General features: G+C 67.7%; 18 protein-coding genes. 17 read left to right on the plus strand and 1 reads right to left on the minus strand.

What is annotated here, in order from left to right; all coding sequences use genetic code 11:
• Window positions 1–4 precede the first annotated feature (4 nt).
• Entirely contained in the window at window positions 5–1,240 is a 1,236-nt protein-coding gene (locus tag C7416_RS17095) for a CaiB/BaiF CoA transferase family protein (RefSeq protein WP_111520019.1), read from the minus strand.
• 240 nt (window positions 1,241–1,480) lie between these two features.
• Between C7416_RS17095 and C7416_RS17100 the strand changes: the two genes are divergently transcribed.
• From C7416_RS17100 to C7416_RS17180, 17 genes are all read left to right on the plus strand, one after another.
• On the plus strand, window positions 1,481–2,461 hold the full coding sequence (locus tag C7416_RS17100) for a quinone oxidoreductase family protein (protein ID WP_111520020.1): 981 nt from the start codon (window positions 1,481–1,483) through the stop codon (window positions 2,459–2,461).
• Between the two features lie 16 nt (window positions 2,462–2,477).
• Window positions 2,478–3,233 carry a glutathione S-transferase family protein gene (locus C7416_RS17105; protein ID WP_111520021.1) on the plus strand — a complete coding sequence of 252 codons (756 nt, stop codon included), beginning with the start codon at window positions 2,478–2,480 and terminating at the stop codon, window positions 3,231–3,233.
• A 30-nt stretch (window positions 3,234–3,263) separates the two neighbouring features.
• Window positions 3,264–4,022 carry an enoyl-CoA hydratase/isomerase family protein gene (locus C7416_RS17110; RefSeq protein ID WP_111520022.1) on the plus strand — a complete coding sequence of 253 codons (759 nt, stop codon included), beginning with the start codon at window positions 3,264–3,266 and terminating at the stop codon, window positions 4,020–4,022.
• A 231-nt stretch (window positions 4,023–4,253) separates the two neighbouring features.
• Entirely contained in the window at window positions 4,254–5,975 is a 1,722-nt protein-coding gene (gene poxR / locus C7416_RS17115) for a phenol degradation transcriptional regulator PoxR (protein WP_111520023.1), read from the plus strand.
• A gap of 407 nt (window positions 5,976–6,382) precedes the next feature.
• Window positions 6,383–6,607 carry a phenol hydroxylase subunit gene (locus C7416_RS17120; RefSeq protein ID WP_111520024.1) on the plus strand — a complete coding sequence of 75 codons (225 nt, stop codon included), beginning with the start codon at window positions 6,383–6,385 and terminating at the stop codon, window positions 6,605–6,607.
• A 60-nt stretch (window positions 6,608–6,667) separates the two neighbouring features.
• Window positions 6,668–7,663 carry an aromatic/alkene monooxygenase hydroxylase subunit beta gene (locus C7416_RS17125; RefSeq protein WP_111520025.1) on the plus strand — a complete coding sequence of 332 codons (996 nt, stop codon included), beginning with the start codon at window positions 6,668–6,670 and terminating at the stop codon, window positions 7,661–7,663.
• Between the two features lie 24 nt (window positions 7,664–7,687).
• A complete protein-coding gene (locus C7416_RS17130; RefSeq protein WP_111520026.1) occupies window positions 7,688–7,966 on the plus strand; it encodes an MmoB/DmpM family protein in 279 nt (92 codons plus the stop codon).
• A gap of 35 nt (window positions 7,967–8,001) precedes the next feature.
• Window positions 8,002–9,513 carry an aromatic/alkene/methane monooxygenase hydroxylase/oxygenase subunit alpha gene (locus tag C7416_RS17135; RefSeq protein ID WP_111520027.1) on the plus strand — a complete coding sequence of 504 codons (1,512 nt, stop codon included), beginning with the start codon at window positions 8,002–8,004 and terminating at the stop codon, window positions 9,511–9,513.
• Window positions 9,514–9,543: 30 nt separating this feature from the next.
• Window positions 9,544–9,903 (plus strand): phenol hydroxylase subunit P4, encoded by a 360-nt coding sequence (locus tag C7416_RS17140; RefSeq protein ID WP_111520028.1) that lies wholly within the window; start codon window positions 9,544–9,546, stop codon window positions 9,901–9,903.
• A gap of 31 nt (window positions 9,904–9,934) precedes the next feature.
• Window positions 9,935–11,002, plus strand: coding sequence for an NADH:ubiquinone reductase (Na(+)-transporting) subunit F (locus C7416_RS17145; RefSeq protein ID WP_111520029.1), 1,068 nt, complete (start codon window positions 9,935–9,937; stop codon window positions 11,000–11,002).
• Window positions 11,003–11,017: 15 nt separating this feature from the next.
• Window positions 11,018–11,341 (plus strand): 2Fe-2S iron-sulfur cluster binding domain-containing protein, encoded by a 324-nt coding sequence (locus C7416_RS17150; RefSeq protein ID WP_111520030.1) that lies wholly within the window; start codon window positions 11,018–11,020, stop codon window positions 11,339–11,341.
• A gap of 33 nt (window positions 11,342–11,374) precedes the next feature.
• Complete coding sequence (locus C7416_RS17155; RefSeq protein ID WP_111520031.1) at window positions 11,375–12,310, plus strand: catechol 2,3-dioxygenase; 936 nt, start codon at window positions 11,375–11,377, stop codon at window positions 12,308–12,310.
• Between the two features lie 207 nt (window positions 12,311–12,517).
• On the plus strand, window positions 12,518–13,972 hold the full coding sequence (locus C7416_RS17160; RefSeq protein ID WP_111520032.1) for a 2-hydroxymuconic semialdehyde dehydrogenase: 1,455 nt from the start codon (window positions 12,518–12,520) through the stop codon (window positions 13,970–13,972).
• Window positions 13,973–13,981: 9 nt separating this feature from the next.
• Window positions 13,982–14,764 (plus strand): 2-oxopent-4-enoate hydratase, encoded by a 783-nt coding sequence (dmpE, locus tag C7416_RS17165; RefSeq protein ID WP_111520033.1) that lies wholly within the window; start codon window positions 13,982–13,984, stop codon window positions 14,762–14,764.
• Between the two features lie 36 nt (window positions 14,765–14,800).
• Window positions 14,801–15,589: a 2-oxo-3-hexenedioate decarboxylase gene (gene dmpH, locus C7416_RS17170; RefSeq protein WP_111520034.1), complete on the plus strand. Its 789-nt coding sequence runs from the start codon at window positions 14,801–14,803 to the stop codon at window positions 15,587–15,589.
• Window positions 15,590–15,609: 20 nt separating this feature from the next.
• On the plus strand, window positions 15,610–15,801 hold the full coding sequence (locus C7416_RS17175; RefSeq protein WP_018313560.1) for a 2-hydroxymuconate tautomerase: 192 nt from the start codon (window positions 15,610–15,612) through the stop codon (window positions 15,799–15,801).
• Window positions 15,802–15,843: 42 nt separating this feature from the next.
• Window positions 15,844–16,788 carry an acetaldehyde dehydrogenase (acetylating) gene (locus C7416_RS17180; protein WP_111520035.1) on the plus strand — a complete coding sequence of 315 codons (945 nt, stop codon included), beginning with the start codon at window positions 15,844–15,846 and terminating at the stop codon, window positions 16,786–16,788.
• Window positions 16,789–16,827: the final 39 nt, after the last annotated feature.

Raw genomic sequence — 16,827 nt, forward strand, 5'->3', positions numbered from 1 at the left:
GTGTTCAGGACGCCACGCTGGCTTCGCGCAAGGCGGCGATGCCGGCGTCGTCGTAGCCCAGCCCGCGCAGGATCTCGTCGGTGTGCTCGCCCGGATCGGGCGCGGCGCGGGCAAACCGTTCCGGGTGAGGTGCCGCCGACAGGTTGATCGGCGAGCGCAGCAGCGCAAGCGGCCCCAGCACGGGATGCTCGGCGGGCCGGGTCATGCGCAGGTGGCGCACTTGCGCGTCCTCGAAGGCCTGGCCGATATCGAGCACCGGGCCGCACGGCACGCCGGCCGCATTCAGGCGCGCGGTCAGTTCTGCGGCGGTGAACGCGGCGGTGCACTGGTTGATCGCGGCGTCCAGCCGCCGGCGCTCGGCGGCGCGGCCTGCGGCGGTCTGGAAGGCGGGATCGTCCAGCAGCCAGCCGGCCTCGACGGTGCGGCAGAAGTTGGCCCACATGCGGTCGGTGCTGGCGGCAATATTGACCACGCCGTCGCGGCAGCGGTAGGTGCCCATCGGCACCAGCGTCGGGTGCGCGTTGCCTTGCTGGGTCGGCACTTCGCCGTCCACCGTGTAGCGGGTGGCCTGGAAATCCAGCTTGTTCAGCATGCCCTCGATCAGCGAGGTATGCACCCATTGCCCGCGGCCGGTGCGCGCGCGGTGCAACAGCGCCAGCAGGATGCCCTGGCCCAGGAACATGCCGGCCGTGGTGTCGGAGATGGCGATGCCGACGCGCAGCGGCCCCTGGCCGGGCTCGCCGGTGACGGAGCTCAGCCCCGACATGCCCTGCACGATCTGGTCTAGACCCGGACGCTCGCAGTAAGGCCCGTCCTGGCCAAAGCCCGAGATGCTGGCCAGGATCACGCGCGGGTTGATCGCGCTCAGATGAGCGTAGGTCAGCCCCAGGCGTTCCTTGACCACCGAGCGGAAGTTTTCCACCACCACGTCGGAGCGCTGCACCAGTCGCGCCAGCACCTCGGCGCCCTGCGGGGTCTTCAGGTCCAGGCACAGGCTGCGCTTGTTGCGGTGCAGGTTCTGCTCGTCCGAGCCACGCCGGCGCCCGGTCACCGAGCCGCGGTCCTGTGGCGGCGGCGGCTCGACGCGGATCACGTCGGCGCCCCAGTCCGACAGCAGGCGCACGGCGGCGGGACCGGCGCGGGCGATGGACAGGTCCAGCACGGTGAGACCCGACAGCGGCAGGTCGGCGCACGCGGCGCCGGAAGCGCCGGGGTCGATGCCGGGTGGGAAAGAGTTCATGGCAATCCTTGGCAAGTGAATCGGCTTGAGTATACAAATAATAGGTATAAAAATACGTATACGGACTTTCCATGATGCGAAGCATCGTGGGATCACGTAGGCTGTGTGGGTGTTCGTGGACCCAGCAGCGAGCAGAGCCGCCGCACATTGCCCGCTGAATCGCTCGGAGTGCGTTGCAATTGACGCCAACATCAGCGAGCACGGGACTGACGCCGATCATGGAAAGCCTTCAGGATTTGTATGCTGACAGATGCTATCTGTATTAACAGGACCGGGGACCCGGACGTGCTGGAGCCCTGCCGGGTAGAGGTTCCGCCGCCGGCCCAGGGCGAGATCCAGCTGCGCCAGTCAGCCATCGGCCTGAACTTCGCCGACATCTACCAGCGCAAAGGCGCGCATGGCCCTCACGCCGCGGCGCCGTTCCCTGTCACGCTGGGCTCGGTCGGCGCCGGCGAGGTCGTGGCGATCGGGCCCGGCGTGGACGGCTTCGAGGTGGGCCAGCGGGTGGCCTGCATGCATCCGGGGGCGTACCAGGTGGTCCGCAACGTGCCGGCGGGCCGGCTCGTGCCCTTGCCCGACGCGATTTCCGCGGAGGTGGCCGGCGCCACGCTGCTGCGCGGCCTGACTGCCGAATACCTGCTGCGCCGGCTCTATGTCGTGCAGCCGGGCGACGTGGTGCTCGTGCATGCGGCGGCGGGCGGCATGGGCGTGCTGCTGTCGCAATGGGCGCGCGCGCTGGGGGCGACCGTGGTCGGAACCGTGGGCAGCGAGGCCAAGCGAGCGGTGGCGCTGGCACACGGCTGCCACCATGTCATCAACTACCGTGAGACCGAGTTCGTCGATGCTGTGCTGGCGCTGACCGGTGGCGCGGGCGTGGCCGTGGTCTACGACGCCGTTGGCAAGGACGTGTTCGTGCCGTCGCTGCAGTGCCTGCGGCCGTGCGGCATGGCCATCAACTACGGCACCGCGTCGGGCGACGTCGAGGCCTTCGACCTGCAGCTGCTGCACGCGCGCTCGCTGATCGTGTCGCGGCCGACGCTGCGTACCTATATCGCCAGCCCTCAGGCGCTGGCTGCTGCCGCGGCCACCTTGTTCGACGCCGTTGCGGCCGGGCGACTGCGGCTGGAAGTCACGCACCGCTACCCGCTGGCCGCCGTGCGCGATGCGCACCGCGACCTGGAAAGCCGCGCCACCACGGGTTCAGCCGTGCTGATCCCCTGAATCGGGCGAGCACAACATGAAACTGTTCCATGGCTGGTTGTCGAGCGTGTCGCGCCGGGTGCGCTTGTGCCTGGCCGAGAAGGGCATCGACTACGACAGCGTGCCGGTCGACCTGGCGGCGCAGGAACAGCACACGCCCGCGTTCCTGGCGATGAACCCCAACGGCGTGGTGCCGGCACTGGTGCTGGACGATGGCCGCTTCCTCCACGAGAGCGGCACGATTTGCGAATACCTGGACGAGATCTGCCCGTTGCCGGCATTGCGGCCCGATGAGCCCTACCAGCGCGCGGTGATGCGCAACTTCGTGCGCTGGACCGACGAGAAGGCGCTGCCGAACCTGCTGGTGCTGAACTGGAGCCTCGCGCTGCAGCCGGTTGCCGCGCAATGGAGCGATGCCACGCTGGCCGAGCGGCTGGCGCGCGTCCCCACCGCCGAGCGCCGCGACGCATGGCTGCGCATCGCGCGCCAGCCCTATACCGAAGCGGAGAAACGCCGCGCGCTCGAGGCGCTGCTGTTGCTGCTGCCGAAGATGGAAGCGATGCTGGCCGATGGCGACTGGCTCTTCGGCGCGCGCTATACGCTGGCCGATATCGCCGCGACGCCTTTCATCGCGCGCATCGCCGAACTGGCGCCCGCCGCGCTAACGTCGACGCCGGCCGTGGCTGCGTGGTGGCAGCGCGCGCAGGCCCGGCCCGCATTTGCGCAGGCGCGGCTGGAACGCTTCGACATCGCGCTGGCCCGCCGTGGCGCGCCGGGCGCCGGCCACAACTAATCCCTGAAGATCCTTACTGGAGAATTGCCCATGCAGACTGATGGTTCCCTGCCTTCGCTCGACATTGCCGGTCATGTCGCCACGATCACCTTGCGCCGCCCGGAAGTGGCCAACCGCCTGGGGCCGGACGACCTGGCAGAACTGCAGCGGCAGGTCGAGGCGGTCAATGCCAGCGACGTGCGCGTGCTGCGCCTGCGCAGCAGCGGAAAGTACTTCTGCAGCGGCTTCGATATCGGCCGGCTCGCGGCCGGCCAGCGCGGCGCAGGTTTCGAGACCCTGGTCAACGCGATGGAAGACTGCCGCGCCGTCACCATTGCCGAGATCCACGGCGGCGTCTACGGCGGCGGCACCGACCTGGCGCTCGCCTGCGACTTCCGGCTCGGCACCCATGCGGCCGACATGTTCATGCCCGCGGCGCGGCTGGGCCTGCATTTCTACCAGCGCGGCATGGAACGCTATGTCAGCCGGCTGGGGCTGAACCATGCCAAGCGCCTGTTCCTGACTGCCGAGCGCATCGATGCCGACGAGATGTTTCGCTGCGGCTTCCTGACCGAGCTGCTGCCCGCCGAGCGCCTGCGCGAACGCGCGGAGCAAATCAGCGAAACGGTGGCCGGCCTAGCGCCGCTGGCGGTGCAGGGCATGAAGCGGCATTTGAACGCCTTCAGCCGCGGCACGCTGGATGCCGCGGCACTGGCCGCCGACATCGGCGCGGCCAATGGCTCGCAGGATATCCGCGAAGGTGCGCTGGCCTGGCAGGAAAAGCGCAAGCCACGGTTTACTGGAACCTGACGCCGTCCATTGGCGCCGCTGCATCCCCACGCCACCGTGCGCGGCCATACCAGCGAGGTGTCAACGTCGCGATAGCTCATGGTCGCCGGCGACCCGCAGCGGGGCGCATCCAGCGCCGCGCGCACCGGCGGCGCTGGCGCGCCATCTCTTTCTCCCTGGCACATAATGTGCGTAGCATGCCAGCCGAAAGGCACATTCGAGCGGATCATCCGCCGGCACTGAGGGGAGACAATGAGCAGTTCAACCGACAAGTTCTCGGCCACCATGCGCGATGGCCTGGCCGATCTTGCCCGCCGCCTGCGCTTCGCCATGGAGGAGGGCGCGATCTGGCTGGACGAGCAGCGCATGATCCTGATCCACACCGCAGCGCTGGCCGCGCTGCGCAAGGAACTGGTGGACACCCTGGGCATGGAGCGCGCGCGCGGGCTGTTCACGCGCATGGGCTTTCATTCGGGCATGCGCGATGCCGAAGTGGCCAGGAAACTGCGCGCGGGCCACAGCGACTTCGGCCAGCTCGAGATCGGCCCTTGCCTGCATACCATCGAGGGGGTGGTGCGGGTCACGCCGGTCAAGGTCGATATCGACATCGCCGCCGGCATCTACGACGGCGAGTTCCTGTGGGAAGACTCGTTCGAGGGAGACGTGCACCGGCAGCTGTTCGGCATCGTCGACCAGCCTGCCTGCTGGATGCAGATCGGCTATGCCACTGGCTACACCTCGGCGCTGATGGGTCGCACCATCCTGTATCGCGAGGTCGAGTGCATTGCCTGCGGGCACCCGCATTGCCGCATCGTCGGCAAGCCGGTGGAAGCCTGGGAAGACGGCGCAGAGGCGCTGGCGCTGTACCAGCCCGACCCCGTGATCGAGACCCTGATCGCCTTGCAGAGCGAGGTCGAGCACCTGCGCGCGCTGCAGGGCGGGGCGGCTACGCCGGCCGACCTGGTCGGCACCTCGCCCGGCTTTCGCGCGGCGTGGGGCCTGCTGCAGCGTGCGGCCGCCAGCAACGTGACGGTGCTGCTGCTGGGCGAGACCGGCGTGGGCAAGGAGCGCTTCGCGCAGGCCTTGCACGGCGTGAGCGCGCGCGCCGACAAGCCCTTCGTCGCGGTGAACTGCGCGGCGATTCCCGATGAACTGATCGAGTCCGAGCTGTTTGGCGTGGAGAAAGGCGCTTTCACGGGCGCGACCCAGTCGCGGCCCGGCCGCTTCGAACGCGCGCATGGGGGGACCCTGTTCCTGGATGAACTGGGCGAGCTCTCGGCCTCGGCGCAGTCCAAGCTGCTGCGCGTGCTGCAGGAGGGCGAGGTCGAGCGCGTGGGCGGCACCGCCGCGCGCAAGGTGGACGTGCGGCTGGTGGCCGCGACCAATGTCGACCTGGCCGAAGCGGTGAAGCAGGGCACCTTCCGCAAGGACCTGTATTACCGCCTCAACGTCTACCCGGTCACGATACCGCCGCTGCGCGAGCGGCTCGACGATATCCGGCCGCTGGCGGAGCGCTTCGTGGCCCGCTACGGCGCGCGCCACGGCAAGCGCATCGTCGGCATCACCGACCGCGCGCTGGCCGAACTGCGCCACTATGACTGGCCCGGCAACGTGCGCGAACTGGAGAACGTGATCGAGCGCGGCGTGATCCTGGCCAGCCACGGCGGCCAGATCGGCGCCGACCACCTGTTCCTGCCGGGCACCGTGGCGCCGCCGCTGGATACCGCGCCACGGCTGGGCGCGGGCGGCACGCTGCCGGACCTGCGCGAAGCCGCGGTCCATGCGCTGCTGGATCAGATGTCAGAGCAGCAACTGGCGCTGGGCGATGTCGAGACCGTGCTGATGGAGGCCGCGATGCAGCGTGCCGACGGCAACATGAGCCAGGCGGCCCGGCTGCTGGGGATTACGCGGCCGCAGCTGGCGTATCGGTGGAAGACGCGGGGTGCGCGCGGGGGGAATGGGCACGGCGACTGAGGCCCGCGCTTCCTTTCCCTTCCGCTTTTCCATTTGATCATTTGATGCAAGCGATCCCGGGCCATGCATCGCCCTGAATCCGCACGATGCTGCGCAGCGCGAGCGATTTTCCGCTGACAGATCAAGCCCTTTCCTTCTCCTGTCCCGCATGCGCTGCTGCGCCGCAGCGCCATCGCCCCCTTCGTTGCATGCTGCCCGCAAACGCCCGCCCGGCGCGGCTTTTGATCATTTGATCAAGGCGCGCGGACCGCTTCATCAATTCATCGATGGCTGTCGTGCCCGCCGTTTCGGGTAAACGCGCACGCTGGCCCCGCCGATTCCCCGCACCCCTTGTCCCACAACGCTTTGCGGCCGCTGGCACGGTCTTCGCAGTAAGGCCCGCGTCCAGCCACGCCAAGGAGCGCGCCATGACCACCCCGTCCGTCCCGTTGTTCGAAGCCACGCCGCGCTATGTGCGGGTCGAGGGCCGTACCCCGGAAGGGTTCGTGCAATTCGCCTTCAGCGTGGCCGACCCCGAGCTCAACGTCGAACTGATCATGCCGGAGCCGATGTTCGAAGCCTTCTGCTGCGTCAACCGCGTGCGCTTCCTGCCCCCGCTGGAAGCCTCATCGCAGCCCGAAGCCGACGACTGACGCGGCTCGTCCACCCGCCGCCACCGCATCACAAAGAGAAGGGATACAGGAGACCAAGCGATGCAAGTCGATATCAAGACCCAGCAGATCCAGCCGCTGCGCCAGACCTACGGCCATGTCGCGCGCCGTTTCGGCGACAAGCCGGCGTCGCGCTACCAGGAGGCGACCTACGACGTGCAGTCGGAGGTGAACTTCCACTACCGCCCCACCTGGGACCCCGGCTTTGAACTGTACGACAAGCGCCGCACCGCGATCGTGATGCAGGACTGGTATGCGCTGAAGGACCCGCGCCAGTTTTACTACGGCGCCTACGTGACCGCGCGCGGGCGCCAGCAGGACGCCGCCGAGAAGAGCTTTGCCTTCGTCGAGAAGCGCGGCCTGCTGCAGGCGCTGCCGGGCGAATGGCAGGAGCGCCTGGCCACGGGCCTGCTGCCGCTGCGTCATGTGGAGTGGGGCGCCAACATGAACAACTTCTATTGCGCCGACTACGGCTGGGGCACGGCGATCACGCAGGCCTGCACCTATTGCGCCATGGATCGCCTGGGCATCGCCCAGTACCTGTCGCGCATCGGCATGCTGCTCGACGGCAATACCGGCGTCGCGCTGGAGCGGGCCAGGGTGGCCTGGCTGGAGGGCGCCGCGTGGCAGCCGCTGCGCCGCTTTGTCGAACACACCTTTGTCACCGCGGACTGGTTCGAGACCTTCGTGGTCCAGAACCTGGTGCTCGACGGGCTGCTCTACCCGCTGGTCTACCAGCACGCCGATGCGGTCATCGCGCGCGCCTGCGGCACCGGGCTGGCGGTGCTGACCGAGTTCATGAACGACTGGCGCGACGAGCATGCGCGCTGGGTCGACGCCGTGGTCCAGGCCGCCGCGGCCGAGTCCGATGCCAACCGCATGCTGCTGTCCGGCTGGGCGCATGCCGCCGCCGCGCAGGTGGCCGAAGCGCTGGTGCCGGTCGCCAACGCACTGACCGGCGCCGATGGCGCGCAGATGGTCGCGCTGTGCCGCGAGCAGCTTGAAGTGCGCCTGAGCAAGCTCGGCCTTGCCGCCTGACCCATGGACCCTCGGAGCCCACCCATGACCGCCGCCGCCAACGTCTACATCGCCCTGCAGAACAACGACGACACCCGTCCCATCATCGACGCCATTACCGAAGCCAACCCGCATGCGGTGGTGTCGCAGTTTCCCGCCATGGTCAAGATCGATGCGCCCGGACAACTGACCATCGTGCGCGAGCTGGTGGCCGGCAAGCTCGGCCGCGACTGGGACCTGCAGGAGATCCACCTGAACCTGATCTCGCTGTGCGGAAACATCGACGAGGACGAAGACGCCTTCACGCTGCGCTGGAACGCCTGACCGCGCCGCGGCATCGCAAACATCACGGAGACATCATGGACGCACGCAAGAAGCTCAACCTGCGCGAGAAGTACGCCTCGATGACGCGGGACCTGGCCTGGGAAACGACCTACGAGCCGATGGACAAGGTCTTCCCCTTCGACAAGTACGAGGGCATCCGCATCCACGACTGGGACAAGTGGGAAGACCCGTTCCGCATGACCATGGATGCCTACTGGAAATACCAGTCCGAGAAAGAACGCAAGCTGTACGCGATCATCGATTCGTTCGTGCAGAACAACGGCCACCTCAACGTATCCGACCCGCGCTACCTGAACGCGTTGCGGCTGTTCCTGACCGGCGTGACGCCGCTGGAATACGCCGCGCATCGCGGCTACGCGCATCTGGGCCGGCATTTCCGCGGCGCCGGCGCACGCGTGGCGGCGCAGATGCAGTCGATCGACGAGCTGCGCCACGCCCAGACCCAGCTGCACACGCTGTCGGTCTACAACAAGTACTTCCACGGTTTTGGCGAGTGGCGCCACATGCACGACCGGGTCTGGTACCTGTCGGTGCCCAAGTCCTACTTCGAGGATGCGATGAGCGCGGGGCCGTTCGAGTTCATCACCGCGATCTCGTTCTCGTTCGAGTACGTGCTGACCAACCTGCTGTTCATGCCGTTCATGTCCGGCGCGGCCTACAACGGCGACATGGCCACGGTGACCTTCGGCTTCTCGGCGCAGTCGGACGAGTCGCGCCACATGACGCTGGGACTGGAGGTGGTCAAGTTCCTGTGCGAGCAGGATCCCGGCAACATCCCGATCCTGCAGAAGTGGCTGGACAAGTGGTTCTGGCGCGGCTTCCGCCTGCTGACGCTGGTCGGGATGATGATGGACTACATGCTGCCCAAGCGCGTGATGTCGTGGGCCGAAGCGTGGGAGATGTACTTCGAGCAGGCGGGCGGGGCACTGTTCAAGGACCTGGAGCGCTACGGCCTGCGCATGCCCAAGTACCACGACGTGGCTACCCGCACCAAGGACCGCATCACGCACGAGGCCTGGGCCACGTTCTACAACTATGCGGGTGCCGCCGCCTTCCATACCTGGGTGCCCAGGGCCGACGAGATGGCATGGCTGGCCGAGAAATACCCGCAGACCTTCGAGCGCTACTACAAGCCGCGCCTGGAGCACTGGCAGGCGCGGCAGCAGGCCGGCGAGCGCTTCTACAACGCCACGCTGCCGATGCTGTGCCAGACCTGCCAGATCCCGATGGTGTTCTCGGAGCCGGACGACCCGACCCAGACCTGCTACCGCGAAAGCAGCTACCACGGCATGAAGTTCCACTTCTGCTCGGACGGCTGCAAGGACATCTTCGACGACGAGCCCGCCAAGTACGCGCAGGCGTGGCTGCCGGTGCACCAGATCTACCAGGGCAACTGCGGTGGCGCCACGCTGGACGACGTGCTCGCGTGGTACCGGCTGAACCCGGGCGCGGACAACCTGGACTTCGAGGGCTCGGAGGACCAGCGCAACTGGAATGCCTGGAAGGGCATCGCGCCGGCCGCCTGAGCGCTCGCATAACAAGATAAGGAGACAACCATGCCCGTCGTATCCATTGGCGACTACACCTTCGCGCCCGCCGATCGCGAAGATGCGTTCCACGGCAACCGCCTGCTCTATATCGGCTGGGACGGCCACTTGCTGTTCTGCGCCCCGCATTGCTTCCCGTTCGCGCCGTCGATGCCGCTGCGCGACGTGGTGGAGCAGGTGCTGCCCGGCGTCTACGGCTATCACCCCGACTTTGCCCGCATCGACTGGGGCCTGGTGCAGTGGCTGCGCGGTGGCCAGCCCTGGCAGCCGGACCTGGACCGCACGCTGGAGCAGAACGGACTGGGGCACAAGGACGTGATCCGCTTCCGCACGCCGGGGCTGGACGGCATCGGCGGCAGCGGCAGCTGAGGCGCCACGGTTCGTACGCAAGGAGACCGAGATGTATTCGCTGACGATTGAACCGATCGGCCAGACCATTCCCATCGCGCCGGGGCAGACCGTGCTGGACGCCTGCCTGCGCAACGGCGTGTGGCTGCCGCACGCGTGCTGTCACGGGCTGTGCGCCACCTGCAAGGTGCAGGTGGTGGACGGCGAGGTCGAGCAGGGCGGCGCTTCCGCCTTCGCGCTGATGGATTTCGAGCGCGACAACGGCCAGTGCCTGGCCTGTTGCGCGACCGCGCAGTCAGACCTGGTGATCGAGGCCGATATCGAGGAAGACGCCGATGCGCTGGGCCTGCCGCTGGCCGACTATCGCGCCGAAGTGGTCGAGACGCGCGCGCTGACCCCCACCATCCTGGGCATCTGGCTGCGCGTCAGGGACGGCCGGCGCGCGGCCTTCCAGGCCGGGCAGTATGTCAACCTGCAGGTGCCGGGCTGCGACCAGCCGCGCGCCTTCTCGCTGGCCAACGCGCCCGGGGACGAGCTGGTCGAGCTGCACGTGCGGCGCGTGCCCGACGGGCAGGCCACCGGCTACCTGCACGAACGGCTGGCGGTCGGCGACGAACTGTCATTCTCCGCGCCCTATGGCCGCTTCTTCGTGCGCAAGTCGGCGCAGGTGCCGATGCTGTTCCTGGCGGGCGGCTCCGGCCTGTCCAGCCCGCGCGCGATGATCCTGGACCTGCTGGCTGCCGGCGAGACCCTGCCGATCACGCTGGTGCAGGGCGCGCGCAACCGCGCCGAACTGTACTACGACGACGAATTCCATGCGCTGGCCCGGGCCCATCCCAACTTCCGCTATGTGCCGGCGCTGTCCGACGAACCCGCCGGCAGCGGCTGGAGCGGCGCGCGCGGTTACGTCCACGACGTGCTGTACCAGCTCTACGCAAAGGACGGCAGCGCCGACTTCCGCGGACACAAGGCCTACCTGTGCGGGCCGCCGCCGATGATCGAAGCCTGCATCCGCACGCTGATGCAGGGCCGGCTGTTCGAGGCGGATATCCATACCGAGAAATTCCTGTCGGCGGCCGACGCGCACAACAGCGCGCGCAGCCCGCTGTTCAGGATCTGAGCGGGGAGGCCATGCATGCATACCGTAGAAATCGCCGGCAGCGGCCAGCGCTACGCCTGCGCGCCGGAGCAGAACTTGCTACGTGCCATGGAAGTGCTGGGCCAGCGTGGCATTCCCGCCGGCTGCCGCGGTGGCGGCTGCGGCGTGTGCAAGGTGCGAATTGAGGCCGGGCAGTACCACGTCGGCAAGATGAGCCGGGCCTGCCTGACCGAGGCCGAGCAGCGCGCGGGGCTGGTGCTCGCCTGCAAGACTTATCCGGACAGCGATATCCGGCTGCAGCCGGTGGCGCTGCTGCAGCGCTGCCTGGAGCGGCATGCCGGCAAATGCGATCACGCATGACCAAGCAGTGAAGACACACACGAGGAGACAGACATGGCATTGACTGGCGTATTGCGCCCGGGGCATGTGGCCCTGCGCGTGCTGGAGCTGGAACCGGCGCTGAAGCACTATACCGAGGTGCTCGGCCTGATCGAAACCGCGCGCGACGGGCAGGGCCGCGTGTTCCTGAAGGCCTGGGACGAGCACGACCACCACAGCGTGGTGCTGCGCGAGGCCGACAGCCCGGGCATGGACTACATGGGCTTCCGCGTCGACAGCGGCCACACGCTGGAGCGGCTGGCGCGGGAGGTCGAGCAATCGGGGCTGGCCACCGCTTGCCAGTGGATACCCGCCGGCGAGCACCCGCACACCGGCGTGCGCTTCCGCTTCACCATCCCGACCGGCCATGCGATAGAGCTGTTCGCGGACAAGGACAAGCCCGGCTGCAGGACCGGCGACATCAATCCCGATCCCTGGCCGGATGACCTGCGTGGCATGGCGCCGAGCCGCTTCGACCATTGCCTGCTGTATGGCGATGATGTCGACGGCACCGTCAAGCTGTTCCGTGAGGTGCTTGGCTTCTCGCTGGCGGAGCAGGTGGTGGCGGGGCCGGATGGCGAGACGCTGATCGGCGCCTTCCTGACCTGCTCGAACAAGGCCCACGACATCGCGTTTATCCGCCACCCGGAGAAGAACCGCTTCCACCATGCCTCGTTCCTGCTCGACAACTGGGGCGAGGTGCTGAAGGCGGCCGACATCATCTCCAAGAAGGACGTCTCGCTCGATATCGGTCCCACCCGCCATGGCATCACGCGCGGCGCGACGATCTACTTCTTCGACCCCTCCGGCAATCGCAACGAGGTCTTCTCCGGCGGCTATATCCACTATCCGGACAAGCCCACCATCACCTGGACCGACAACGAGCTGGGGCGCGCGATCTTCTATCACGACAGGAAGCTGAACGAAGCGTTCTTGAATGTACTGACCTGAGCGCGAACGCTGGCCTCCCGCTGGTTTGCTCCCCTCTCCCGCTTGCGGGAGAGGGGCCGGGGGAGAGGGCAGGCGCTGGCAATGCCGACGGGCTTCGTTGACGCTCCCACCCTCTCCCCAACCCTCTCCCGCAAGCGGGAGAGGGAGTACCCCATCGATAGAGGGAAAGCCGTGCTTGATACACGCCCCCAACACCAGGCAACCAACATGAAACACTTCAAGAACTTCATCAACGGCGAGTGGGTCGGCACCGCACGCACGTTCGAGAACCGCAACCCCGCCGACAACACCCTGATCGGCCACGTGCACGAGGCCGGTCAGGCCGAGGTCGACGCCGCCGTGCAGGCAGCGCGCCAAGCGCTGCACGGCCCGTGGGGCCGGATGACCGTGGCGCAGCGAGTCGAGCTGCTGCACGCGGTGGCAGACGGGATCAACCGGCGCTTCGATGAATTCGTGCAGGCCGAGATTGCCGATACCGGCAAGCCTTTCGGCCTGGCCAGCCATATCGACATCCCGCGCGGCGCGGCTAATTTCAAGGTCTTTGCCGACCTGATCCGCAACGTGCCGACCGAGAGCTTTGCCATGGACACTCCGGACGGCGGCAAGGCCATCAATTACGCGGTGCGCAGCCCGCGCGGGGTGATCGGCGTGGTGTGCCCGTGGAACCTGCCGCTGCTGCTGATGACGTGGAAGGTCGGGCCGGCACTGGCCTGCGGCAACACGGTGGTGGTCAAGCCGTCGGAGGAAACCCCGGCCACCGCGACGCTGCTGGGCGAGGTGATGAACGAAGCCGGCGTGCCGCCGGGTGTCTACAACGTCGTGCATGGCTTTGGCCCGGATTCGGCCGGGGCGTTCCTGACCTCGCATCCGCAGGTCAACGGTATCACCTTCACCGGCGAAACCCGCACCGGTGAAGCCATCATGAAGGCCGCGGCAAAGGGCGTGCGGCCGGTATCGTTCGAACTGGGCGGCAAGAACGCCGGCATCGTGTTTGCCGATGCGGACTTCGACCAGGCCGTGGCCGGGATCGCGCGCTCGGCCTTCGAGAACAGCGGCCAGGTCTGCCTGGGCACCGAGCGCGTCTACGTGCAGCGGCCGGTGTTCGAGCGCTTTGTCGCCGCGCTGAAGGCGAAGGCGGAAGGGCTGAAACTGGGCCGGCCCACCGAGCCCGGCGTGAACATGGGACCGTTGGTGTCGCATGAGCACCGCGACAAGGTGCTGGCCTACTACCGCAAGGCCGCCGAGGCCGGCGCCACGGTGGTCACCGGCGGCGGCGTGCCGCAGATGCCGGGCGCGCTCGCCGAAGGCGCCTGGGTGCAGCCCACCATCTGGACCGGCCTGCCGGAAAGCGCCGCCGTGATCCGCGAGGAGATCTTCGGGCCGTGCTGCCACATCGCCCCGTTCGACACCGAAGCGGAAGTCATCGCGCTGGCCAACGACACCCCATACGGCCTCGCTGCCACGGTCTGGACCGGCGACCTCGGCACCGCGCATCGCATGGGTAGCGCGCTGGACGTCGGCATTTGCTGGATCAATGCCTGGTTCCTGCGCGACCTGCGTACCGCCTTTGGCGGCGCCAAACAGTCGGGCATCGGCCGCGAGGGCGGTGTCCATTCGCTCGAGTTCTATACCGAGCTGCGCAATGTCTGCGTCCGCCTGTGAGATCCCATCATGCATAGCGAACTTATCCTCGAGCTCGGCGCTGGCCTGCACCGGGCCCTTGCCACGCGCCGCCCGCTGGCGCCACTGACCGAATCCTGGCCGGACCTGACCATCGACGATGCCTACCGCATCCAGCTGGCAATGGTGCAGCACCGGCTCGAGGCCGGCGAACGCGTGGTCGGCAAGAAGATCGGCGTGACCAGCCGCGTGGTGATGGACATGCTGGACGTGCGCCAGCCCGATTTTGGTCATCTGCTGTCGGGCATGGTCCATGCCGACGGCGCGGCGATTCCCGCCGCTACGCTGATTGCGCCCAAGGCCGAAGGCGAGATTGCCTTCGTGCTGAAGGAAGACCTGCAAGGGCCCGGCGTGACCAATGCCGACGTGCTGCGCGCCACCGCCTGGGTGCTGCCTTGCTTCGAGATCGTCGATTCGCGCATCCGCGACTGGAACATCCGGATCCAGGACACGGTGGCGGACAACGCCTCGTCAGGCGTGTTCGTGCTGGGCGACGCTGCGGTGGATCCGCGCAACGTCGACCTGGCCACGGTCGGCATGACGCTGGAGAAGAACGGCGAGATCGTCGCCACCGGCGCCGGCGCGGCCGCGCTGGGGCATCCGGTCAATGCGGTGGCGTGGCTGGCCAATACGCTGGGGCGTCTGGGCATCGGGCTGAAGCGCGGTGAAGTGATCTTGTCCGGATCGCTCGCTGCGATGGTGCCCGTCGCCGCCGGCGACCAGCTGCGCATCAGCCTGGGCGGCATCGGCTCGGCCGGGGTGCGCTTTGTCTGACCGCCCGTCATTCACCAATCCAGCGGAAAACCAGCCATGAACCTGACAGAAGACACTATCGCCCATCTCGCCGAACACCTGGAAAACGCAGAGCTGCGGCGCGAGGCGGTGCGCAAGATCACCGACGAGTACCCGGAGATGGACTGGGACGACGCCTACGCCATCCAGGACGCCATCCGCGTGCGCAAGACCGCGCGCGGCACCCATATTGCCGGGCTCAAGATGGGCCTGACCTCGTTCGCCAAGATGCGCCAGATGGGCGTGAGCGAGCCGGTGTACGGCTTTCTCACCGACTACGGCGCCTGCATGGACGGCGCCGCCATCGATACCGGCACGCTGATCCATCCCAAGGTCGAGGCCGAGATCGCCTTCGTGCTGAAGGCGCCGCTCAAGGGTCCGGGCTGCCATATCGGCGACGTGCTGGCCGCGACCGACTTCGTGGTGCCGGCGGTAGAGGTGATCGACTCGCGCTACGAGAACTTCCGCTTCGACCTGAAGAGCGTGATTGCCGACAACACCTCGTCGGCACGCTTCGTGGTCGGCGGCACGCACCGCGGCACCGAAGGGCTGGACCTGAAGAACCTGGGCGTGGTGCTGGAGAAGAACGGCGAGGTGGTGGCCACCGCCGCCGGCGCGGCGGTGCTGGGCCACCCGGCCAACAGCGTCGCCATGCTCGCCAACATGCTTGGCGCGCGCGGGCGCGAACTGCCGGCCGGCACCTTCATCATGACCGGCGGCGTCACCGAGGCCATCGCGGTGGCAGCCGGCGACAGCATCACCGTGCGCTACCAGCACCTGGGCACCGTGTCGATGCGCTTCACCTGAACCTGCCAAGGAGACACAACATGCCGATCATGCAGGTCTTCCTGATCGAAGGCCGCACCGAAGAACAGAAGGCGCGCCTGATCCGCGCGCTGACCGACGCCGCGGTCGAGGCAGTGGGCGCGCCGGTGGAAACCGTGCGCGTGATGATCACCGAAGTGCCGAAGACGCAGTTCGGCATCGGCGGCAAGACTGCCAGGGAACTGGGCCGCTGACGCGGCGTCCAGAGCAACCAGACATAACGAACAGGAAGGGACATGGACATGAAAGCAAGCGGCCGCCACAAGGTGGCCATCATCGGGTCCGGCAATATCGGCACCGACCTGATGATCAAGGTGATGCGGCACGGCCGCCATCTGGAAATGGGGGCGATGGTGGGCATCGATGCCGCATCGGACGGGCTGGCGCGCGCCGCGCGCCTGGGTGTGCCGACGACGGCTGCAGGCATCGAAGGACTGGTCGGCATGGCGGGCTTCGACGAGATCCGCATCGCCTTCGATGCCACCTCCGCCGGCGCCCACGCGCATCACAACCGCGTGCTGCAGCAGCACGGCGTGCGCGTGGTGGACCTGACGCCGGCGTCGATCGGTCCCTACGTGGTGCCCGTGGTCAACCTGGACCAGCACCTTGACGCACCCAACATCAATATGGTCACCTGCGGCGGGCAGGCCACCATTCCCATGGTGGCGGCGGTGTCGCGCGTGGCCAGGGTGCATTACGCCGAGATCGTGGCGTCGATCTCCAGCAAGTCCGCCGGACCCGGTACGCGCGCCAATATCGACGAGTTCACGGAAACCACCAGCCGGGCGCTGTGCTCGGTGGGCGGCGCCGCGCGTGGCAAGGCCATCATCGTGCTGAACCCGGCGGAACCACCGCTGATGATGCGCGACACGGTCTTCACCCTGTCGGAGGACGGCGATGAAGCGGAAATTGCCGCAAGCGTCGAAACCATGGCACAGGCGGTGCAGGCCTATGTGCCGGGCTACCGGCTCAAGCAGCGCGTGCAGTTCGAACGCATCGCTGCGTCGGCGCCGCTGAACATCCCCGGACTGGGGCCGATGCACGGGCTCAAGACCTCGATCTTCCTGGAGGTGGAAGGCGCCGCGCATTACCTGCCTGCCTACGCCGGCAACCTCGACATCATGACCAGCGCCGCGCTGGCCTGCGCCGAGCGCCTGGCCGAGACCCGGCTGTCGGCATGAGCGCGGCGCCACGCCATGAACGCATCGAAAGCAGGAAGA

Source organism: Cupriavidus phytorum (genome assembly GCF_003254285.1).
Classification (GTDB): Bacteria; Pseudomonadota; Gammaproteobacteria; order Burkholderiales; family Burkholderiaceae; genus Cupriavidus; species Cupriavidus phytorum.